Origin of the sequence: Actinomyces sp. (assembly GCF_030530635.1) — a bacterium.
In the GTDB taxonomy this organism is placed as follows: Bacteria; Actinomycetota; Actinomycetes; order Actinomycetales; family Actinomycetaceae; genus Actinomyces.
Genome location: NZ_JAUMUL010000003.1, coordinates 19,625 through 38,067, shown reverse-complemented (window position 1 = coordinate 38,067; position 18,443 = coordinate 19,625). Strand labels below are relative to the sequence as shown.

The window sequence follows — 18,443 nt, the reverse complement described above, 5'->3', positions numbered from 1 at the left end:
GCCTCCTTACGGACCCGGCCAGCGGCCCGGCGCTCGGCCACCATACGGCTCACAGGGTCCGTATGGTTGGCCGCAGCCCGGGATGCCGGCACAGGTGCCGGTCCCGGGTACCCCCATGCCGCAACCCGGGCCCACCCGTAAGAACCGGCGCATGCTCACTCTGGTGATGGCGGTGCTGGTGATCACAGTGGTCGGCGCAGGCATCGGCATCGGTGCCATCGTCGTCGGACTCGCACGCAACCGACCGCTCCCGGCTACCCAAGCCAGCAGAGGTCAGTGCATCCAAGACCCCGAGGGCAAGGAGGCCGACAAGGTTTACATGGCCGATTGCGAGTCCGCGAACGCCGCTTACATGGTCACCGCCGAGGCCGGCACCGACTGCAAAACCGTCGAGGGCACAACCACCACCTTCCAGGGACTGTGCCTAATCGGCCTGGACGAGGAGCCGAGCCGCTCGCTGGTCGCCGTGCAGGCAGGAGATTGCCTAAGCATTGAAACGACCTCCGAGGAGGCCACCGTATCGGAGTGCACCAGCGGAACTTATCCGGTGCTCCTGGTCCTCAATAACGTCAGCTACTTCGACTTAAGCACGTTGGCCGGCATGCGCCCCGAGGGCGACGCCTGCAGCGCCGCTCAGTAGCCGGCCATCTGCTCCAGGCGAGCGATGCGCTGCGCCATCGGCGGGTGGGTGGCGAACAGGTTTTTCACGCCACCGAAGGGGTTGGCGATCATCATGGCGCTGACCGGCTCCAAACGCGGGTCCTGCGGCATGGGGGCCGCCGCCACACCCGTCTCCAGCTTGCGCAGCGCGGAGGCGAGGGCCAGCGGATCGTTGGTGAGCACCGCGCCGTCATGATCGGCGTCGTACTCCCGGGTGCGGGAGATGGCGAACTGGGTGAGGCCGGCGGCCAGCGGGGCGAGCAGGGCCAGCAGTAGCAGGACGAGCGCGTTGCCGTCGCGCCGGTCCCGGCCCCCGCCGAACCACATGATGCCGGTGGCGATCGAGGAAATCACCCCGGCGATTCCGGCGGCGACGGAGCCGGTGAGGATGTCCCGGTTGTACACGTGTGACAGCTCGTGGCCGAGCACACCGCGCAGTTCCCGCCGGTTGAGCAGCTGGAGGATGCCCTGCGTACAGCACACGGCGGCATGCTGCGGGTTGCGACCGGTAGCGAAGGCGTTGGGACTCATGGTGGGAGCCACGTACAGCCGCGGCATCGGCTGCCCGGCGGCAGCCGACAGTTCCCGCACGACGGCGTACATGACCGGCTGCTGCGCCTCACTCACCTCAATGGCGCCCATGGAACGCACTGCCAGACGGTCCGAATTCCAGTAGGTGTAGACCGTCTGGGCAACCCCGATCACCGGCATGATAAGCAGCCAGATGCTCGAGCCGGTGCCGCGGGCAAGCAGCCAGCCGATCAGCAGCAGCAGGCCCCACAGTCCTCCCATGAGCACCGCCGTCTTGAGCCCGTTGTGGTGGTTCGTGCCTGTCATGGCGATGAGTGTATGGACATTCGCTGGGCAGCCACTGGGAACGTGGCGGAGGGGCTCAGGCCAGTAGCGTGGCGACGTCTGCTACCTCAAGGCCCAGGGCCCGCCCGACGCCGGTCGTGTACAGGGCGCCGGCGTGGGTGGCCAGACCGCGGGCGAGGTCCGCACGCCCCCGACAGGCATCACGCCAACCGTGGTCGGCTAACACGACCGCGTAGGGCAGCGTCGCGTTCGTCAGCGCATAGGTGGAGGTGTAGGACACGGCCCCGGGCATGTTGCCCACCGCATAGAAGATCTTGCCGTCAACCTGGTAGGTGGGCTCGGAGTGGGTGGTAACACGGGAGTCCTCGAAGCAGCCGCCCTGGTCGATGGCGATGTCTACCAGCACCGAGCCTGGCCGCATAGTCTGGACCATCTCATGGGTCACCAGCCTGGGAGTACGGCCCCCGGGCACGAGCGCGGCTCCGATGACCAGGTCGGCATCAGCCACGGCCCCGGCCACATCCAGCGGGGTGGAGAAGCGAGTGCGGACCACCCCTCCCGTGAGTTCATCGATCTGGCGCATCCTGGCGGGGTTGATGTCCATGATGGTGACATCCGCACCCATGCCCGCTGCCACCCGCGCGGCGGAAAGCCCCGCCGTGCCCCCGCCCAGCACGACCACGCTGCCACGGCGCACGCCGGCGGCACCGCCCAGCAGCACGCCGGAGCCGCCCGGGGCGAGCAGGGCGTTCGCACCGACCTGGGTGCCGAGCCGCCCCGCAATCTCGGACATGGGTGCCAGCAGCGGCAGACCGCCGTCGTCGGTGGCGACCGTCTCATAGGCGACGGCGGTCACTCGGCGCTCCAGCAGAGTCTCAGTAAGACCGCGGTCGGCGGCCAGGTGCAGGTAGGTGAACAGCAGCAGGTCCTCACGCAGGTATCCGAACTCGGCGGGGACCGGTTCCTTCACCTTGAGTACCATCTCGGCGTCGCCCCACACGGAGGCGGCATCGACGGCGATGGTCGCACCGGCGTCGAGGTACCGCTCGTCGGTTATGCCGGCCCCCAGGCCGGCCCCGGCCTGCACGGTCACCTCGTGCCCGTTGCCCACGAGGGTGTCCACCCCGGCGGGGGTGAGGGCGACTCGGTACTCGTGGTCCTTGACCTCGGTGGGTACGCCAATGCGCATGGGGCTGCCTTTCTACGGTTGAGCTGTCGGCGGCCCAGCCTACCGCCCCGCCCGCCGGTCAGTCCTGCAATCGGTGGGCGACCCGCGCGGGCACGCGTTCGGGCTCCGGCTCGCCAATGAGGTCGCCCGGGACCTCGGTGCTGCGGGAGATGGCGGTCATGGCCTCGCGGGCAACCACCTTGACGCGCTCACGCGGCTTGGACTTCCCCCCGGTGACCGTCACCTCTCCGAACTCATCCCCCAGGCGGCGCTCGTAGGCGTCCAGCAGTTCCCACCCCTCCCAGGTGGTGTAGGGCACCTCACGGGTCTCAAGCAGGGCGAGCAGGGCGTCGTGACCGACCTGGGAGGCGTCGTCGGTGGTGGCGTGCAGCAGCCCTGCCTGGGCGTCGGAGACCAGGTTGGTGATCGTCTCCTGGGCGTCGGACTTGGTGGATCCGATCAGGCCGACGGGGCCCCGCCGGATCCAGCCGGTGGCGTAGATGCCGGTCAGCGGCTCGCCGTCATCCCCGAGCACCCTGCCGCCGGCATTGGGGATCACATGCCGCTCGGCGTCGAAGGGAAGTCCCGCAATGGGGCTGCCCGCATAGCCGACCGCCCGGTAGACGGCCTGAACCGGCCATTCCTTGAACTCCCCCGTGCCGGAGACGGTGCCGTCGCCGTTCAGCCGGGTGCGCTCGGTGCGCAGAGCGCGCACATGCCCGGCAGCATCGGTGAGGATCGCCGACGGTGCCTGGAACAGGTGTATGTGAATGGTGCGCGAGGCCGTCAGGTCCTCGGGCTCCTGCATGGCGTAGCCCTCCAACGCCTTGACCACCTGCCGCTGCTGGTTCGAGGCGGCCAGGGCCTGGCGAGAGCCCTCGTCGTACTCGAAGTCCTCCTCGTCGACGGTGACGTCGACATCGGGCTGCTTACCCAGTTCTCGCAGTTCCAGGGGGGTGAACTTCACCTGGGCGGGACCGCGACGACCGAAGACGTGCACGTCAGTGACCGGGGATTGCGCCAGGATCTCGGCCACATTCGCCGGGATCTCCGTGGTCATCAGGTCCCGGGCGTGCTTGGCCAGGACGCGGGAGATGTCCAGGGCGACATTGCCGACGCCGATCACGGCGACCTCTTTGGCCTCCAGCGGCCAGGTGCGCGGGTGGTCGGGATGCCCGTCGTACCAGGAGACGAAGTCGGCGCCGCCGAAGGACCCAGGGGCGTCGATGCCGGGAATGTCCAGGGGAGCGTCGGTGTCGGCGCCGGTGGAGAAGATCAGAGCGTCGTAGTGCTCGTGCAGCTCCTCCACGCTAATGTCACGACCTACCTCCACGTTGCCGATCAAGCGGATGTCACCGCGTTGGAGGATCTTGTACAGGGCCACGATGATCTGCTTGATGCGCGGATGATCGGGGGCAACGCCGTAACGCACCAGCCCATAGGGGGCGGGAAGGCGCTCGAACAGGTCGATGTTCACGTCCAGGCCCGACTTCGACAGGATGTCCGAGGCGTAGATGCCGGCGGGGCCCGCTCCGATGACGGCTACGTTTAAGGGGCGTGGGTTCACTGCTCTTCGTTTCTGGCGACTACGGATGGATGGCCCCGCACGCCGACGGGCGGCGCTAAGGCCCGCCCAAGTGTATGCGGCCAGTCCGGGCGCGCGATGTGGCGTGCATCCCGCCCCACCTACTGTACTTCGCCCTCCTCGCCGAGACCGGCACTTATTACGTGCCGGGATGGTGAGATGTTCGGGGCGCTTCGTGTTTTGAGCTGTGGTGATGGTGCCGTACCCGGCTGAGGCACGGCGGGCCCCGCCCATCCGCCACCACACCCGAAAAACACGAAGGGCCCCCTTCCCACAGCCCCTACGGCCACGACCTGCCATCGGAGCGGACTGGTCAATAGCCGTGACCGCCTGGGATTGCATGCGGCCAAGGATTCTGCCCCGTCGCCCGCAGCCATAGCAACCGACCTGGGCACGTAAGGTCAACCGACCTCAATGCGCTCAGTCTTCAGGCGGCGCGGTCCACGAGGAGGTGGGCGAACTGCACCATGCCGTCACGTACTAGAGCCACGCGATGCTGAGCGTCAGCAAAAGCGGACTCACGCTCCTGCCCAGTGATCCCGTAGGTGTTCAGGCGCTCGACGGTACCTGCCAGGACCGCGTCCTCCAGGCCGTCGAGCACCGCCACCGCCTCATCCGCCCAGTCCTTCGCCATCTCGCGGGTACGCGCGAGCACCGGGTGGATGCGCAGTTGAGCAACGACATCCGCCAGCACCCGGTCATCGGTCAGGTCTGCGCCCGAAAGCGTGGCCAGGATCGACTGCCCGGCGGCGTCGAGTTCACCTGCCGCCAGCGCCTGACGCAGCAGCAGCACCGGCATGGTGTCCACGCCCTCCCGCAGGTCGGTGCCGGGGGTCTTACCAGTGGTAGCGGCATCGCTGGTCAGATCGATGCAGTCGTCAGCAAGTTGGAAGGCCACCCCGATCTTCTCCCCGAAGGCCTCCACGATCCCTTCGGTCGCTTCCCCTGCACGGGAGAGCATGGCACCATACGCGGCGGAAACGGCGATCAGAGAACCCGTTTTGTCAGACAGCACTTGTAGGTAGTGCTGCACCGGGTCCGTGCCCGTAGGCCGGGGCAGGGTCTCATGCAGCTGCCCCATACACAGTCGTTCGAAGGTCTTGGCGTGAGCCAGGACGGCACGTGGCCCGAGGGCGGCCACCAGTTGTGACGCACGGGCCACCAGCACATCGCCAGTGAGGATCGCCGCAGAGTTTCCCCATACGGTCTGGGCGCTCGGCGCACCCCGGCGCAAGGGAGCCTCATCCATGACGTCATCGTGGTAGAGCGTGGCGATGTGGGTCAGTTCTACCGCCACTCCGGCATCTCTAACCGGCTCACTGTCCGCCAGCTCGGGGTCGCCGAGCTGTGCGGTCAGCAGCGTGAGCACCGGCCGCAGGCGCTTACCACCCGCCTCGGCCAAGTGGGAGGTCGGCGGGTTGATGGTCTCGTCGGCATTGGAGACGACCTCCAGCAGGCGACTCTCAACCGAGTCGAGGGCCGGGATGATCCGGCCCTCGAGCTGCGGCAGGTTGAGGGGCAACGTTCCAATCACAGTAGGAGCATAGCGGCGTTGGCCAATCCACTTATGACGGCCTGCGGCAGGATGCCGATCAGCACCGTGGCGGCAGCGGCCAGGCCGATCGTCAAGGCGGTCGGTCCCATGGAGGAGACGACGGTCACCCGTTCACCCTCCGGCTCCCGGAAGAACATGAGCACTATCAGCCGCATGTAGAAGAATGCGGTTGCCACCGAGCTGATCACGGCGACTATCACCAGCCAGGTCGCCCCGCCGGCCACACCGGCGATGAATACCTCGAACTTCGCAATGAACCCGGCGGTCAGCGGGATACCGGCAAAGGACAGCAGGAACACGGTCATGGCCCCGGCGAGCCAGGGACTGCGGCGGCCCAGGCCGGCGAAGGCATCCAGATCTGTGGCCTCGGCTCCGGGAGCGCCTTCGTGGCTTGTGCGCACCAGGGTGATCACACCGAAGGCACCGACAGTAGACACACCATAGGTGAGGGCGTACAACAGCAGGGCGAGGACCGCCAGTCCGTTCCCGGCGATGATGCCGATGAGCATGTAACCGGCGTGGGCGATGGCCGAATAGGCCAGCATGCGCTTTACATCCTTCTGGATGACACCGACTACGGTTCCCACCGCCATGGTCAGGACGGCGACGGCCGACAGGAATGGGACCAGATCCCAGCCGAGTTGACCGGCGACGGCGTAGTAGAAGCGCACCAGCGCGAGGAAGGCGGTGGCTTTCACACCTGCCGCCATGAAGCCGGTCACCGGGGTGGGAGCCCCCTGGTAAACGTCCGGACTCCAGGCGTGGAACGGGGCGGCGGCGGTCTTGAACAGCAGACCGACGGTGACCAGGCCGATGCCGGCCAGGACCAGCCAGTCCATACCCTCCGCTCCCCCAGTGGAGATCGTGAAGGCTATCGCCGAATAAGACACGGAGCCCGACACACCGTACAGAAGCGCGGCCCCCATGAGCAGGAAGGCCGAGGAGAAGGCCCCCAGAACGAAGTACTTCAAGGCCGCCTCCTGGCTGAGAAGCCGCCGGTGGCGGGCCATTGCCGCCATGATGTACAGCGGCAGCGACACCAGTTCGAGGGCTACGAAGAGCATGATCATGCCGCCAGCCAATGGGAACAGCATCATGCCGCCCAGCGAGAGCAGGGTCAGCGGGAATATCTCGGTTGAGATCCAGCCGGCGTGGATGGACTCGGCCTCCTCGGCGCTGCCGGGCCGATCGGCCGCCTGGGCGGCGAAGGCGCCGTCGTCGGCGGTCGTGCGATCAGCCATGACCAGGATGGCCAGCAGACCTATCGTCAGCAGAACCGCCTGGGCGGCGACGCCGAAGGGGTCCTCCATGATTCCGGCGGTCAGTTCCCGGCCGGTGCCGGAGGTGACGACCTCCCAGCGACCCGCCAGGGCGACGGCGGAACCCAGAACCGCCATGACGCTCAGCAGCGTCTGGACGGCCGGTCGGACGCTGCGGGGCACGAAGGCCTCCACGAGGACGCCGATAACGCCCGCAGTCAGGATGATCAGTACAGGGGTGAGGCCGGCCCATTCGATGACCGGGGCGGTGAGGCTCACTTGGTGTTCCCTTCTGCGATCATAAAGGCGACGTCGGAACCGGCCGGGACGGTGGACTGCCCGGCCTGAGCCGGGGGCGCGCCGTCCTCGTCCAGCACGGAGGCGACCTGGAAGGCGACGTCCTCAAAGGCGTTGGTCAGGGTGGCAGGTGCCAGCCCGACTACGAACATCGCGGCGATGATCGGCACCAAGACGAGTCGCTCCCGCCCATCGAGGTCGGCGCTGCCCACCCGCTCACGGGCGGGAGAGCCGGTGAAGACCCGCTGGTAGGGCAGCAGCACGTAGACGGCGGCTATGACGACGCCGCATACGGAGACCACGCCCAGCGGCACTGACTTCGAGAAGGTGCCGGTAAGCACCATCCACTCCGGCACGAACCCGCTCAGACCCGGCAGGGCGATGGAGGCGAGGCCTGAGATGAGGAAGGTGCCGGCAATCAACGGCATGATCCGCTGGATGCCGCCGAGTTCGCTGATGTTGACGGTGCCGGTGCGGCGGGCGAGGAATCCGGTAACCAGGTACAGGCCGGCGATCGACAGCCCATGGGCCACCATGTACACCATCGCTCCGGTGGCCGCTATCTGGCTGCCTATGAACAGGCCCAGCACCATGAAGCCGAAGTGACTGATCGACGTGTAGGAGATCAGTCGGAACAGGTTGTCCTGGGCGATGGCGGCCAGGCCGCCGTAAATGATGCCGATAACCGCCAACGCTAGTACCACTGGGGCGGCCCAGGCGGACTCACGCGGGAATAGGGGCAGCACCAGTGCGGCCATGCCGAAGGTACCGATCTTGTCCAACACCCCGATCAGCAGCACCGAGGTGCCCGGGGTGGCCTGTTCGGCGGTGTCCGGCAGCCACGTGTGCAACGGCACCATGGGGGCCTTGATGGCGAAGGCGACGAAGAAGGACAAGAAGATCCAACGCGACGCCCCGGGCGAGGCCACAATCTGTCCGACGAGGTTGTCGATCAGGTAGGCGCCCTCACCACGGGGTCCGTAAACGTACAGGGCCACCACGCCCAGGAGCATGATCAGGCCGCCGGCCAACGAGTACAGCAGGAATTTGAGCGCGGCACGACGGCGGCGCGCACCCCCGAAGCGACCGATGAGGAAGTACACCGGCACGAGCATGGCCTCGAAGCAGATGTAGAACAGGAAGACATCACGGGCGGAGAAAATCACCACGACGAAGGCCTCGAGGGTCAGAACCAGACCGCTGAACAGGGCCTGCCGGTCCGCGGGCACCTCTCCCCAGCCGGCCAGTAGCACCAGCGGCACCAGGAAGACGGTCAATGCCAGCATGGCCAGACCAAGACCGTTGACTCCCAGCGCCCAGGACACGCCCATGGTGGGAATCCAGGGGCGGGTCTCGGCCAGTTGGACGGTGCCGGCACGGGTGAAGTCGAAGGCGGTCAGCGCCCAGACGCCGACGCCGAGCGTGGCCAGGGAGAAGAGCAGGCCGAGGACCCGTCCCTGGTGCCGCAGCGGCGGCAGGAGCCACAGCAGCAAGGCCCCGGTAAGCGGGACGATGGCCATGACGGACAGTACGGGGAGCGTTGTGTTCATGGGCTTGCTTGTCCTCTCAGAACCTGCCGACCAGGACGGCTATGAGTGCGAGAACTGTCCCGCCGAGCATGTAGCCGGCATAAGAGCGGACGCTGCCGGACTCGGTGCGGGCCGTCAGCCGGCCGAGGGCCGCGGTTCCCTTGGCGAGCCCCTCGACGGCGCCGTCGACGACATAGCGGTCCGAGGCGCCGGCGGCTAGGACGAGCCCCTGGCCGGGCCGCATGGCTACGGCCTCGTTGATGGTGTCCTGGTACATGTCATGGCGTGCGGCCTCCACCAGGGCGTTAGCGCGCTGCACCACCGTGGGCACATCCCGGCGCACGTACATGGCCCAGGCGACGCCGACGCCGATGATCACCAGGACGAGGGTGGCGGCCATGATGGCCGTGGCCGGCAGGACTGGCTCACCGTGTGCCGCATGGTCCACGTGACCGGTGACCGGCTCGAGCCAGGTGACGAAGGCATCGCCGACACTCAACGCCCCACCCAGGCCGAGGGAGAAGACCGAAAGGACGAGCAGTGGGAGGGTCATCAACCATCCCGACTCGTGGGGGTGCACTTCGCCCTCAACGTCCTTGGCGGTGGTCCAACGGGGACGTCCGTGGAAGATCATGAAGAACAGCCGCGACATGTAGAAAGCAGTCAGTCCCGCACCCAGCAGGGCGATTGTGCCCAGTATCCAGGGGCGGGCGCCGTCGCCTACGAAGGCGGCCTCGATGATCCGGTCCTTGGACCAGAATCCGGACAATGGCGGGATGCCGAGGATCGCCAGCCAGGCGATGCCCATGGTGATCCAGGTGAGCTTCATCGCGCGGCGCAGGCCGCCGAAGCGACGCATGTTCACCTGATCGCTCATGGCGTGCATGACGCTGCCGGCGCCCAGGAACAGCTGCGCCTTGAAGAAGCCGTGTGTGAGCAGGTGGAAGATGGCGAAGGCGTAGCCGATCGGCCCCAGGCCGGCACCGAGCATCATGTAACCGATCTGGCTCATGGTGGAGGCGGCCAGCACCTTCTTCATATCGTCCTTGGCGCATCCGACAATCGCCCCGAATGCCAGGGTGATCGCGCCGACGACGGCGACTGCCAACTGCGCATCGGGAGCGCCTTCGAAGACGGCGCCGGAGCGGACGATCAGGTAGACGCCGGCGGTGACCATGGTGGCGGCGTGGATGAGGGCCGATACGGGGGTCGGGCCGGCCATGGCGTCACCCAGCCAGGCCTGCAGCGGGAACTGGGCGGACTTGCCGCAGGCCGCCAGCAGCAGCAGGAGGCCGATGGCGGTGAGCCACCCGGCGGGGATGGCCCCCTCCTGCGCGGCCGGTAGCACCGCGTCGTAGGCCACCGAGCCGACCTGGGCAATGCAGGCCATCATGGCCAGCAGCAGGCCGACGTCGCCGATCCGGTTCATGACGAAGGCCTTCTTGGCGGCGGCCGCGTTCTCCCGACTGGTGAACCGCTCCGCCTGTGGGGCGTCGGCGGCGGCGGTGTTCCAGAATCCGATTAGCAGGTAGGAGGCCAGGCCCACACCCTCCCAGCCGATGAACAGGGCGATGTAGGAGTCACCGAGCACCAGGGTGAGCATGGCGGCGATGAATAGGTTCAGGTAGGCGAAGAAGCGGCGCCGGTCACGGTCGTGGGCCATATAGGCCACCGAGTAAACGTGGATGAGGAAGCCGACACAGGTCACCAGCACCACGAAGGTCAGTGACAACGGGTCCAAGCGCAGCCCCAGACGCACGTCGAGGTCACCGGCCCCGAACCAGCGCCACAGTTGCACGCCCAGGACCCTTCCGTGGGCGGGCAGCCCGAGCACTTGGGCGAGGATCATCAGGCCGAGGCAGGCGCTGAACAGCGAGGCCGCCACGCCCAGCCAGTGTCCCCAGGCGTCGGCTGCGCGTCCGACCAGCAAAAGGAGTGCCGCGGAGGCGGCCGGGACGGCAATCAGCAGCCATGCGAGTGAGGCGGTGCCGGTTGCCGGGGTGGCTGCCCCGACGACGGACTGGGCGGCGAGCAGGCCGGAGGAGAGCGCGAGAGTGGATGCGGTCATGGTCTCGGCTCCTTCAGTGCTTGAGCAGGTTCAGGTCGTCGACGGACGTGGACCTGCGCGTGCGGAAGATGGACACGACGATGCTCAGCCCCACAACGACCTCGGCGGCGGCAACCACCATCACGAAGAAGGCGAATACCTGCCCGGTCAGGTTGCCATGCATGCGGGAGAAGGCGACCAGGACCAGGTTGACGGCGTTAAGCATGAGTTCAACACCCATCAGTTCGATGATGGCGTTGCGGCGCAGCAGCACGGTGAGGGCGCCGAGAGTGAACAGCACCGCGGCGAGCATGACGTAGGCGGTGATGGGGATGCTCACTTGCGGTCCTCCTTTCCGGCCGGGGCGGGCGGCGCGGCCTGGTCGCCGACGGCGTCGGTCGATGCGGCCGCCGCGGCTCCGGGGGCGACGGGCTGGGTGACGGCGGGGGCGGGCGCTCCGGGCATGGCCGGCATGCCGGAACGGCCGACGGAGGCGTTCTCCCGGTCGGTGATGCGACCGGAGCGCTGGGCTGCGCCCATTTCCGGAGACACCTCGGACAGCTCCAGGTCCTGGCCGCGCACCCGCAGCACGCGGGGGACGGATTCCTCCACGGCCTGCCCGGAGGCGGCCAGGGCGGGAGCGGCCACGGTGTTGGTGGCGGCGTAGACGCCGGGCATGGGCTTCTGACCGGGATGCGCGCCCGTTTCAGCGTAGGCGCGCATCTTGGCCTCGACCCGGTCGCGCTGGGTCATCCGCGGCCGTACCCGCTGGCGGTGGGTAAGCGTCAGCGCGCCGACGGCGGCGATGATCAGCAGTAGACCGGCCAGTTCCATGGTGACCACCAGGTCGCCGAACAGGACCATGGCCAGTGTCTGCGGGGTGGCGCCGGCTCCGTCAGCCAGACCGGCGGCCGCCGGGAAGGCGCTGCGCCACACGACAGCGGCGAGCACAGCGATCAGTCCGGCTCCGAACAGGGCGGCCAGCGCCTTAGTGGCGGCGGACCGAGCGGCTATCGGTTCGTCCCCACCGACGCCGACCATCATGATGACGAACAGCACCAGGGTCATCACCGCGCCGGTGTAGACGACCACCTGGGTGATGCCGAGGAAGGGCGCCTCGTTGGCGATGTACAGCACGGCCAGGCCGAGCATGATCATGATCATGTTCACGGCGGCAATCACCGCGCGTTTGGCGGTCAGCAGGCCGATGCCGCAGGCAACCGTGACCACGGCGACGACGGCGAACAGTACGGCCTCGCCTCCGGAGACGGTGCCGTCCGCCGTAAGCGCGGCGGGCAGGGGTAGGGCCGCTATGGAGGGCGTCATGAGTGCACCGTCTCCTTCCGGGCAGCGCCCCGCGGAGCCGGAACCGGCCGGGCGGTGGCGAGGGTCGGATCTTCGGGGCGTCGCTCGTGCACCCAGTCGATCTGTGTCTGGGTGGCTCCGGTCACGGCGCCGCGATAGTAGTCGCCGTCCTCCGTGCCCTCGACCATGGGGTGAGGGGCGGCCAGGGCGCCATCGGGCACGGGTGCCAGCAGATCCGGCTTGTCATAGATCAGGCCGGTGCGGGTGGGGCCGACGAGCTCATCGATCTCGTGGGTCATGGTCAGGGCCCGCGTGGGGCACGCCTCTATACACATGCCGCAGAAGATGCAGCGCAGGTAGTTGATCTGATAGACGCGCCCGTAGCGCTCACCGGGCGAGTACTGTGCCTCGGGAGTGTTGGGGGCGGCCTCCACGTAGATGGCGTCGGCGGGGCACGCCCAGGCGCACAGTTCGCAGCCGATGCACTTCTCCAGGCCGTCGTCGTACCGGTTGAGCTGGTGGCGCCCGTGGTAGCGGGGCATGAGCACCGGCTTCTCGAAGGGGTAGAGCTCGGTGACCGTGGGGCGGAAGATGGAGGAGAGCGTAACTCCATAGCCGGCGACGGGGGCGAATACGCGTCCGAGAGCGCCCGGTTCGTCCCGCAGCCACTGGTCGTGGTCGGTTCCCTCCCGGCCCTGCGGGCTGGGGGACTGCGTTGAGTCAGTCATCGGTTTCCTCCTGAACGGTGGCGTCGGAGTCGGCCCCGTCGGACACGCCCGCCTCGGCGACGGCGAGGGACACCTCGCTGGCGGCGTCGATCACCGGGGCGGTGCCCCGGGCGCGGCGAGCGCGCGGGGACGGGGGAAGCTGCTGGCCGGGCAGCGGCGGGACGGGGAAGCCGCCGGCGAAGGCGTCCAGATCCTCACCCGGAGTCGAGACAGCCGCATCCGGTTGACCCTCCTGGGCGTGGGCGGGCGCCTCCTCGTCCTCGCCCTCGGGAAGAACCAGCAGGATGATCATGGCCACTAGGAAGATGGCGGCCAGTACTAGCAGCAGCCCCTGCGTGGAACCTCCGGAGAATGCCCGGTAGCCCTGCACTATGGCCACCAGGACGAACCAGACCAGGGAGACGGGGATGAGGAACTTCCAGCCGAGCTTCATGAAGTGGTCGTAGCGGATACGCACCAGCGTGCCGCGGGTCCAGATCATGAATAACATGACGCACCAGACCTTGATGATGAACCACAGCATCGGCCACCAGCCGGAGTTGGCGCCCTCCCAGAAACTCGCCAGGATGAAGGAGCGCCAGCCGCCGAGGAACAGGGTCGTGCACACGGCGGAGACGTTGAACATGTTCAGGTACTCACCCAGGTAGTACCAGGCGAACTTCATGGAGGAGTACTCCACCATGTGTCCGGCGACGAGTTCCCCCTCCGCTTCGGGCAGGTCGAAGGGCAGCCGGTTCACCTCGCCGACCATTGAGACCACATAGATCAGGAAGCTGGGGATCATGGCCACGCCCCACCACAGCCGTTCCTGGGCGGAGACGATCCCGGAGGTGGACATGGTCCCCGAGGCCAGGAAGACCGTCAGGATAGACAGGCTCATGCTCAGCTCGTAGGAGATGACCTGGGCGGCCGAGCGGACGGCGCCCAGCAGCGGATAGGTGGAGTGAGTGGACCAACCGCCCAGGATGATGCCATACACGCCGAAGCCGGTGATACCGAGCACGTACAGGATGGCGACGGGGAAGTCCGTCAACTGCAGCGGCGTGGAGTGGCCGAATATGCTCACCTGCGGCCCGAAGGGGATGACCGCGTAGATCATGAAGGCGGTGAAGGCAGCGATGACCGGACCCAGGATGTAGATGAGCCGCTCGGCCCCCTTGAGCCAGAAGTCCTCCTTCATGATCAGCTTGGCGGCGTCGGCGATGAGCTGGGGCAGGCCGAGTGGACCGTTGACATTCGGGCCCGGACGGGTCTGAATGCGGCCGAGGACGCGCCGCTCCGCCCAGATGCCGACGATGACGCTGACGATGAGGAAGACGACGATGAAGACGGCCTTGATGAGGGTGAGCCACCAGGTCTCTTCGGAGAAGTCGGCGACCACACCCCCCTGGGCCGCGACGACCGCAGGCAGGGCGGCAGGGACGACGGGACTAAACGGATTCACCGGGCCACCTCCGGGATGCTAGAAGCGGTGAGCGAGAGGGAGACGTGGGTGCCCTGTCCGCCCCCCAGGCTCTGGCGGACCGTAGATCCGGGCGAGCACTCGGGCAGCCAGACCGTCCCGTCGGGGACACCGCCGACGGCGGCCGGCAGCGTGATCGTGCCGGTGGGTGTGGACACGTCGACGTCCTCTCCGCCCAGCAGATGCAGCCGGGAGGCCAGGTCGGCGCCGACTCGGGCGACGGGGCGCAGGGCCGTGGCGGCCAGGAACGGTTCGCCGTCCTGGAGCCGACCGGCGTCGAGCATGGGCTTGTGGGTGGCCAGGACGGCATCCAGGCCGGAGACGGTGGAACGTCCGGACCGGCTGCTGTCCGTATTCCCCGTATCCCCCGTATCCGGCGCATCCGCCGGGACGGCACCTTCCGGGGCAGGGGTGAAGGCGACGCGCGGCCGGGGGCCGGCCCATAGCCCCAGGGCTTCGATCTGCGCGTGCACGTCCTCAAGGGTGTCGACGTCCAGGTCGGCGCCCATCTCGGCGGCCAGGGCGGCCAGCACCTGCCGGTCGGTGCGGGCACGGGACACGTGGGCCTGCCCGAAGGGGCGCACGCGTCCCTCCCAGTTGACGAAGGTGCCGTTCTTCTCCACCGGCGGCGCCACCGGCAGGACGACGTCGGCGTGCTCGCTGACCTCGCTGCGGCGCACCTCCAATTGCACGGTGAATCCCGAGTACGCCAGGGCGGTGCGAGCCAGGCCCGGATCGGGGAAGTCCCGCAGGTCCACGCCGCCGATCACCAGCCCGCCGAGCTCGCCGTCGACGATGGCATCCAGGATGGCGGTGGTGTCCCGACCCGGCTGTGCGGGCAGCGGATCGGTGCCGGCCGGACCACCGCGTACCGCCCACAGCTGCCCCACCTCGGCCCGGGCGGCCGCGTCGACCACGGGGCGCCCGCCGGGCAGGAGGTGAGGCAGCAGCCCGGCCTCAATACCGCCGCGCTCACCGGCACGGCGCGGAACCCAGGCCAGATGGGCGCCGGTGGCAGTGGCGAGGGCGTCGACGACGGACAACAGGCCGGGGACGGCCGCGGCCCGCTCCCCCACCAGGATGGTGGCGCCGTCCCCACCCAGGGCCCGGGTCAGCTCGGGATGGGTCTGGGACAGCAGGGCAACGGTGCGCGCCTCGGTTCCCGGGGCGGCGAGGATGACATCGGCGTCCAGCTTGCGCGAGCCCGCCGAGGTGACGTTGGCGAGCGCGGTGACCTTGACGCCGCCGGCGCGCACGCCCTTGCGCAGCCGCAGGAACAGGGAGCCGCACTCGTCCTCGGGCTCCAGAGCGATCAGCAGCACCTGGCCGGCGCTCTCCAGCGAACGGTAGGTGACGGCACCCAGGCCGGTTCCGGCTACGCGGGCGGCCAGGAAGGTCTCCTCCTCCGGGCAGTGGTCGCGCACACGCTGGTCGATGTCGTTGGTGCGCAGCACGGTGCGGGCGAACCGGGACCACGCCCAGCCGTCCTCCAGGGTCAGACGGGCGCCGGGCAGCAGCCCCACGCCGCCCTCGGTGCGGGCGGCGATCAGGCCACGGGCGGCCACGTCCAGGGCGTCGGACCAGGAGGTCCGAACCAGCTCGCCACTGGTCTGGTCACGCACGAGGGGAACGTCCAGGCGGTCGTCCAGTCCGGACCAGGGGTAGGCGAAACGGTCTTTGTCGGTGATCCACTCCTCGTTGACCTCCGGGTCGTTACCGGCCAGGCGCCGCAGCACCACGCCGCGGCGCATGTCCACGCGCAGGGCGGAGCCGGAGGCGTCGTGCTCGGTGATGGTGTCGGTGGACACCAGATCCATGGGACGGGCCCGGAACCGGTAACGTGCGCTGGTCAGCGCACCCACGGGGCAGATCTGGATGATGTTGCCGGAGAAGTAGGAGGCGAAGGGACGACCGGAGACATCCAGCTCCTCCGCACCGCCGAGCGTGCCGGGCCCGTATGCCGTGCCGTCGACCACGGCGGGCTCGCCGCCGGGGCCGGACAGATCCTCCTCGGGCACTAAGTACTCCCCGCCGCGCACGGTCTGCGTGGTCTGGGAGGCGAGGGCATCGGGATCATGGAAGTCCAGGACGCCGGAGTCGAAGCGGCCGATCTGCTCGGAGTAGAGGCCGCCGGTGATCTCGCCTCCGGCGTGACCGGCGCCGCGTCCCTGCAGGGTGATGAAACGGTCGCCGGCGATCTGGTCGGCGAAGCGCACACAGCGCTGGCACAGGATGCAGCGATCGCGGTCGAGCAGGATATTGCTGGTCAGGCGCAGTGGTTTGGGGAAGGTGCGCTTGACGTCGGTGAAGCGTGTGGCGGCCTGGGCGCCCGTGGACATGAGTTCCAGGGCCTGGTTCTGCAACGGGCACTCTCCGCCCTTGTCACACACCGGGCAGTCCAGGGGGTGGTTGATCAGGAGGAACTCCATGGTGCCGGCCTGGGCCTTGGCGGCCACCTGGCTGGTGGCCTGGGTGGAGACCTCCATGCCCTCCGAGGCGGTCATGGCGCAGGCGGGCTGCGGCTTGGGCATGGGCCGGACCACGCCGTCGCGTCCGGGCATGGCCACCTCCACCAGGCATTGGCGGCAGTTGGCCGACGGCGCCAGCAGGGGGTGGTCGCAGAACCGCGGGATGCGTACGCCGGCCTGCTCGGCCGCGCGGATCAGCAGCATCCCCTTGTCCACCTCGACGTTCATGCCGTCGATCGTGATGTTGACAGTGTCGGTCATGTAGTCACCGTCCGCTCTCAGCCGTGCTGTTGACAATGGAGGCCGCAGGGGGGAACAGCTCGGACGCGGGAGTGGTGTAACCCGCCTCGAACTCGGTACGGAATCGCTTGATTCCCGACTGGATCGGCGTGGCGGCCGCATCTCCGAGGGCGCAGAAGGAGCGTCCGAAGATGTTGGCGGCGATGTCCTCCAGCTTCTCCACATCGCCACTTTCGCCCCGCCCGGCCTCCAGCCGGGTCATGATCTGCCGCATCCAGTAGGTTCCCTCGCGGCAGGGCGTGCACTTGCCGCAGGACTCGTGCTGGTAGAACTCCGTCCACCTGGCCACGACGCGCACCACCGAGACGGTGTCGTCGAAGACCTGCAGGGCGCGGGTACCGAGCAGCGAACCGGCACCGACCACCGACTCGTAGTCGAGCGGAATGTCCAGTTCCTCGGGGCCGAAGATCGGGGTTGAGGAGCCGCCCGGCACCCAGAACTTCAGTTCGTGGCCAGGTCGGATGCCGCCGGCTAGTTCGATCAGTTCCCGCATGGTGATGCCGAAGGGGGCCTCGAACTGGCCGGGGCTGACCACATGCCCGGTCACGGAGAACAGGCCGTGCCCCTTGGAGCGTTCGGTGCCCATCGCCGAGTACCAGGCGGCGCCACGGGCCAGCACCCCGGGGACGGAGGCGATCGTCTCGACGTTGTTGATGACGGTGGGACGGGCGTACAGGCCCTGCACCGCCGGGAAGGGCGGACGCAGGCGGGGGTGCCCGCGGCGGCCCTCCAAGGAGTCCAGCAGCGCCGTCTCTTCACCGCAGATGTAGGCTCCGGCCCCCGCGTGGGCGACGATCTTGAGCGGCTGACGGCCGTCCAGACCGAAGCCTTCGTCCAGCAGCCCGGCGTCGGTGGCGTCGTGGATTGCGTGCAGCAGACGCCGATAGGCGTGGGCGACCTCGCCGCGCACGTACACGAAGGCGCGGTCGGCGCCGATGGCGCGGGAGGTGATGGCCACCCCCTCCACCAGGGCGTGCGGGTTGGCCATCAGCGTGGGCATGTCCTTGCAGGTGCCCGGCTCGGACTCGTCGGCGTTGACCACCAAGTAGCGGGGCAGGCCGTCGGGTGCGGGCAGGAAGGACCACTTCAGCCCGGTGGGAAAGCCTGCGCCGCCGCGGCCGCGGAGGTTGGAGGCCTTGACGAGGTTGACCAGTTCCTCCGAAGTCATGGTCTTGGCGCGGGCCAGGCCCCGGTAGCCGCCGCAGGCCCGGTAGGCGTCCAGCGTCCAGGAGCGCTCCTTGTCCCACATGTCGGTGACGACAGG

General features: G+C 68.3%; 14 protein-coding genes. 1 reads left to right on the top strand and 13 read right to left on the bottom strand.

The window, feature by feature from the left end:
• Positions 1–151 precede the first annotated feature (151 nt).
• Positions 152–640 (top strand): hypothetical protein, encoded by a 489-nt coding sequence (locus Q4A20_RS01600; RefSeq protein WP_303119455.1) that lies wholly within the window; start codon positions 152–154, stop codon positions 638–640.
• On the opposite strand, the gene htpX is transcribed toward Q4A20_RS01600, so the two are convergent.
• The 13 genes from htpX to nuoF all read right to left on the bottom strand — a co-directional run bounded on the left by htpX (position 634) and on the right by nuoF (position 18,428).
• Complete coding sequence (gene htpX / locus Q4A20_RS01595; RefSeq protein WP_303119452.1) at positions 634–1,497, bottom strand: zinc metalloprotease HtpX; 864 nt, start codon at positions 1,495–1,497, stop codon at positions 634–636. The genes Q4A20_RS01600 and htpX overlap by 7 nt on opposite strands.
• A 55-nt stretch (positions 1,498–1,552) precedes the next feature.
• Entirely contained in the window at positions 1,553–2,665 is a 1,113-nt protein-coding gene (gene ald, locus Q4A20_RS01590) for an alanine dehydrogenase (RefSeq protein ID WP_303119450.1), read from the bottom strand.
• Positions 2,666–2,723: 58 nt separating this feature from the next.
• A complete protein-coding gene (locus Q4A20_RS01585; protein WP_303119447.1) occupies positions 2,724–4,211 on the bottom strand; it encodes an FAD-dependent oxidoreductase in 1,488 nt (495 codons plus the stop codon).
• Positions 4,212–4,656: 445 nt separating this feature from the next.
• Positions 4,657–5,763 (bottom strand): polyprenyl synthetase family protein, encoded by a 1,107-nt coding sequence (locus Q4A20_RS01580; protein WP_303119445.1) that lies wholly within the window; start codon positions 5,761–5,763, stop codon positions 4,657–4,659.
• Positions 5,760–7,322 carry an NADH-quinone oxidoreductase subunit NuoN gene (gene nuoN / locus Q4A20_RS01575; protein WP_303119443.1) on the bottom strand — a complete coding sequence of 521 codons (1,563 nt, stop codon included), beginning with the start codon at positions 7,320–7,322 and terminating at the stop codon, positions 5,760–5,762. Before nuoN ends, Q4A20_RS01580 begins: the two co-directional genes overlap by 4 nt.
• Positions 7,319–8,890 carry an NADH-quinone oxidoreductase subunit M gene (locus Q4A20_RS01570; RefSeq protein WP_303119439.1) on the bottom strand — a complete coding sequence of 524 codons (1,572 nt, stop codon included), beginning with the start codon at positions 8,888–8,890 and terminating at the stop codon, positions 7,319–7,321. The genes nuoN and Q4A20_RS01570 overlap by 4 nt, the downstream gene beginning before the upstream one ends.
• 16 nt (positions 8,891–8,906) lie before the next feature.
• Entirely contained in the window at positions 8,907–10,937 is a 2,031-nt protein-coding gene (gene nuoL, locus Q4A20_RS01565) for an NADH-quinone oxidoreductase subunit L (protein WP_303119437.1), read from the bottom strand.
• Between the two features lie 13 nt (positions 10,938–10,950).
• A complete protein-coding gene (gene nuoK, locus Q4A20_RS01560) occupies positions 10,951–11,256 on the bottom strand; it encodes an NADH-quinone oxidoreductase subunit NuoK (protein ID WP_303119435.1) in 306 nt (101 codons plus the stop codon).
• Positions 11,253–12,242: an NADH-quinone oxidoreductase subunit J gene (locus tag Q4A20_RS01555; protein WP_303119433.1), complete on the bottom strand. Its 990-nt coding sequence runs from the start codon at positions 12,240–12,242 to the stop codon at positions 11,253–11,255. Before Q4A20_RS01555 ends, nuoK begins: the two co-directional genes overlap by 4 nt.
• Positions 12,239–12,949, bottom strand: a complete 711-nt coding sequence (gene nuoI, locus Q4A20_RS01550; protein ID WP_303119430.1) for an NADH-quinone oxidoreductase subunit NuoI — start codon at positions 12,947–12,949, stop codon at positions 12,239–12,241. Before nuoI ends, Q4A20_RS01555 begins: the two co-directional genes overlap by 4 nt.
• Entirely contained in the window at positions 12,942–14,393 is a 1,452-nt protein-coding gene (nuoH, locus tag Q4A20_RS01545; RefSeq protein WP_303119427.1) for an NADH-quinone oxidoreductase subunit NuoH, read from the bottom strand. Before nuoH ends, nuoI begins: the two co-directional genes overlap by 8 nt.
• Positions 14,390–17,140: an NADH-quinone oxidoreductase subunit G gene (locus tag Q4A20_RS01540; protein WP_303119424.1), complete on the bottom strand. Its 2,751-nt coding sequence runs from the start codon at positions 17,138–17,140 to the stop codon at positions 14,390–14,392. The genes nuoH and Q4A20_RS01540 overlap by 4 nt, the downstream gene beginning before the upstream one ends.
• A gap of 4 nt (positions 17,141–17,144) precedes the next feature.
• Entirely contained in the window at positions 17,145–18,428 is a 1,284-nt protein-coding gene (gene nuoF, locus Q4A20_RS01535) for an NADH-quinone oxidoreductase subunit NuoF (protein WP_303119656.1), read from the bottom strand.
• Positions 18,429–18,443 lie beyond the last annotated feature (15 nt).

Excerpts from the sequence above, each read along its gene's own strand:
- Q4A20_RS01600 (WP_303119455.1), top strand. The coding sequence starts at position 152 with ATGCTCACTCTGGTGATGGCGGTGCTGGTGATCACAGTGGTCGGCGCA.
- htpX (WP_303119452.1), bottom strand. The coding sequence starts at position 1,497 with ATGACAGGCACGAACCACCACAACGGGCTCAAGACGGCGGTGCTCATG.
- ald (WP_303119450.1), bottom strand. The coding sequence starts at position 2,665 with ATGCGCATTGGCGTACCCACCGAGGTCAAGGACCACGAGTACCGAGTC.
- Q4A20_RS01570 (WP_303119439.1), bottom strand. The coding sequence starts at position 8,890 with ATGAACACAACGCTCCCCGTACTGTCCGTCATGGCCATCGTCCCGCTT.
- nuoL (WP_303119437.1), bottom strand. The coding sequence starts at position 10,937 with ATGACCGCATCCACTCTCGCGCTCTCCTCCGGCCTGCTCGCCGCCCAG.
- Q4A20_RS01555 (WP_303119433.1), bottom strand. The coding sequence starts at position 12,242 with ATGACGCCCTCCATAGCGGCCCTACCCCTGCCCGCCGCGCTTACGGCG.
- nuoI (WP_303119430.1), bottom strand. The coding sequence starts at position 12,949 with ATGACTGACTCAACGCAGTCCCCCAGCCCGCAGGGCCGGGAGGGAACC.
- Q4A20_RS01540 (WP_303119424.1), bottom strand. The coding sequence starts at position 17,140 with ATGACCGACACTGTCAACATCACGATCGACGGCATGAACGTCGAGGTG.
- nuoF (WP_303119656.1), bottom strand. The coding sequence starts at position 18,428 with ATGTGGGACAAGGAGCGCTCCTGGACGCTGGACGCCTACCGGGCCTGC.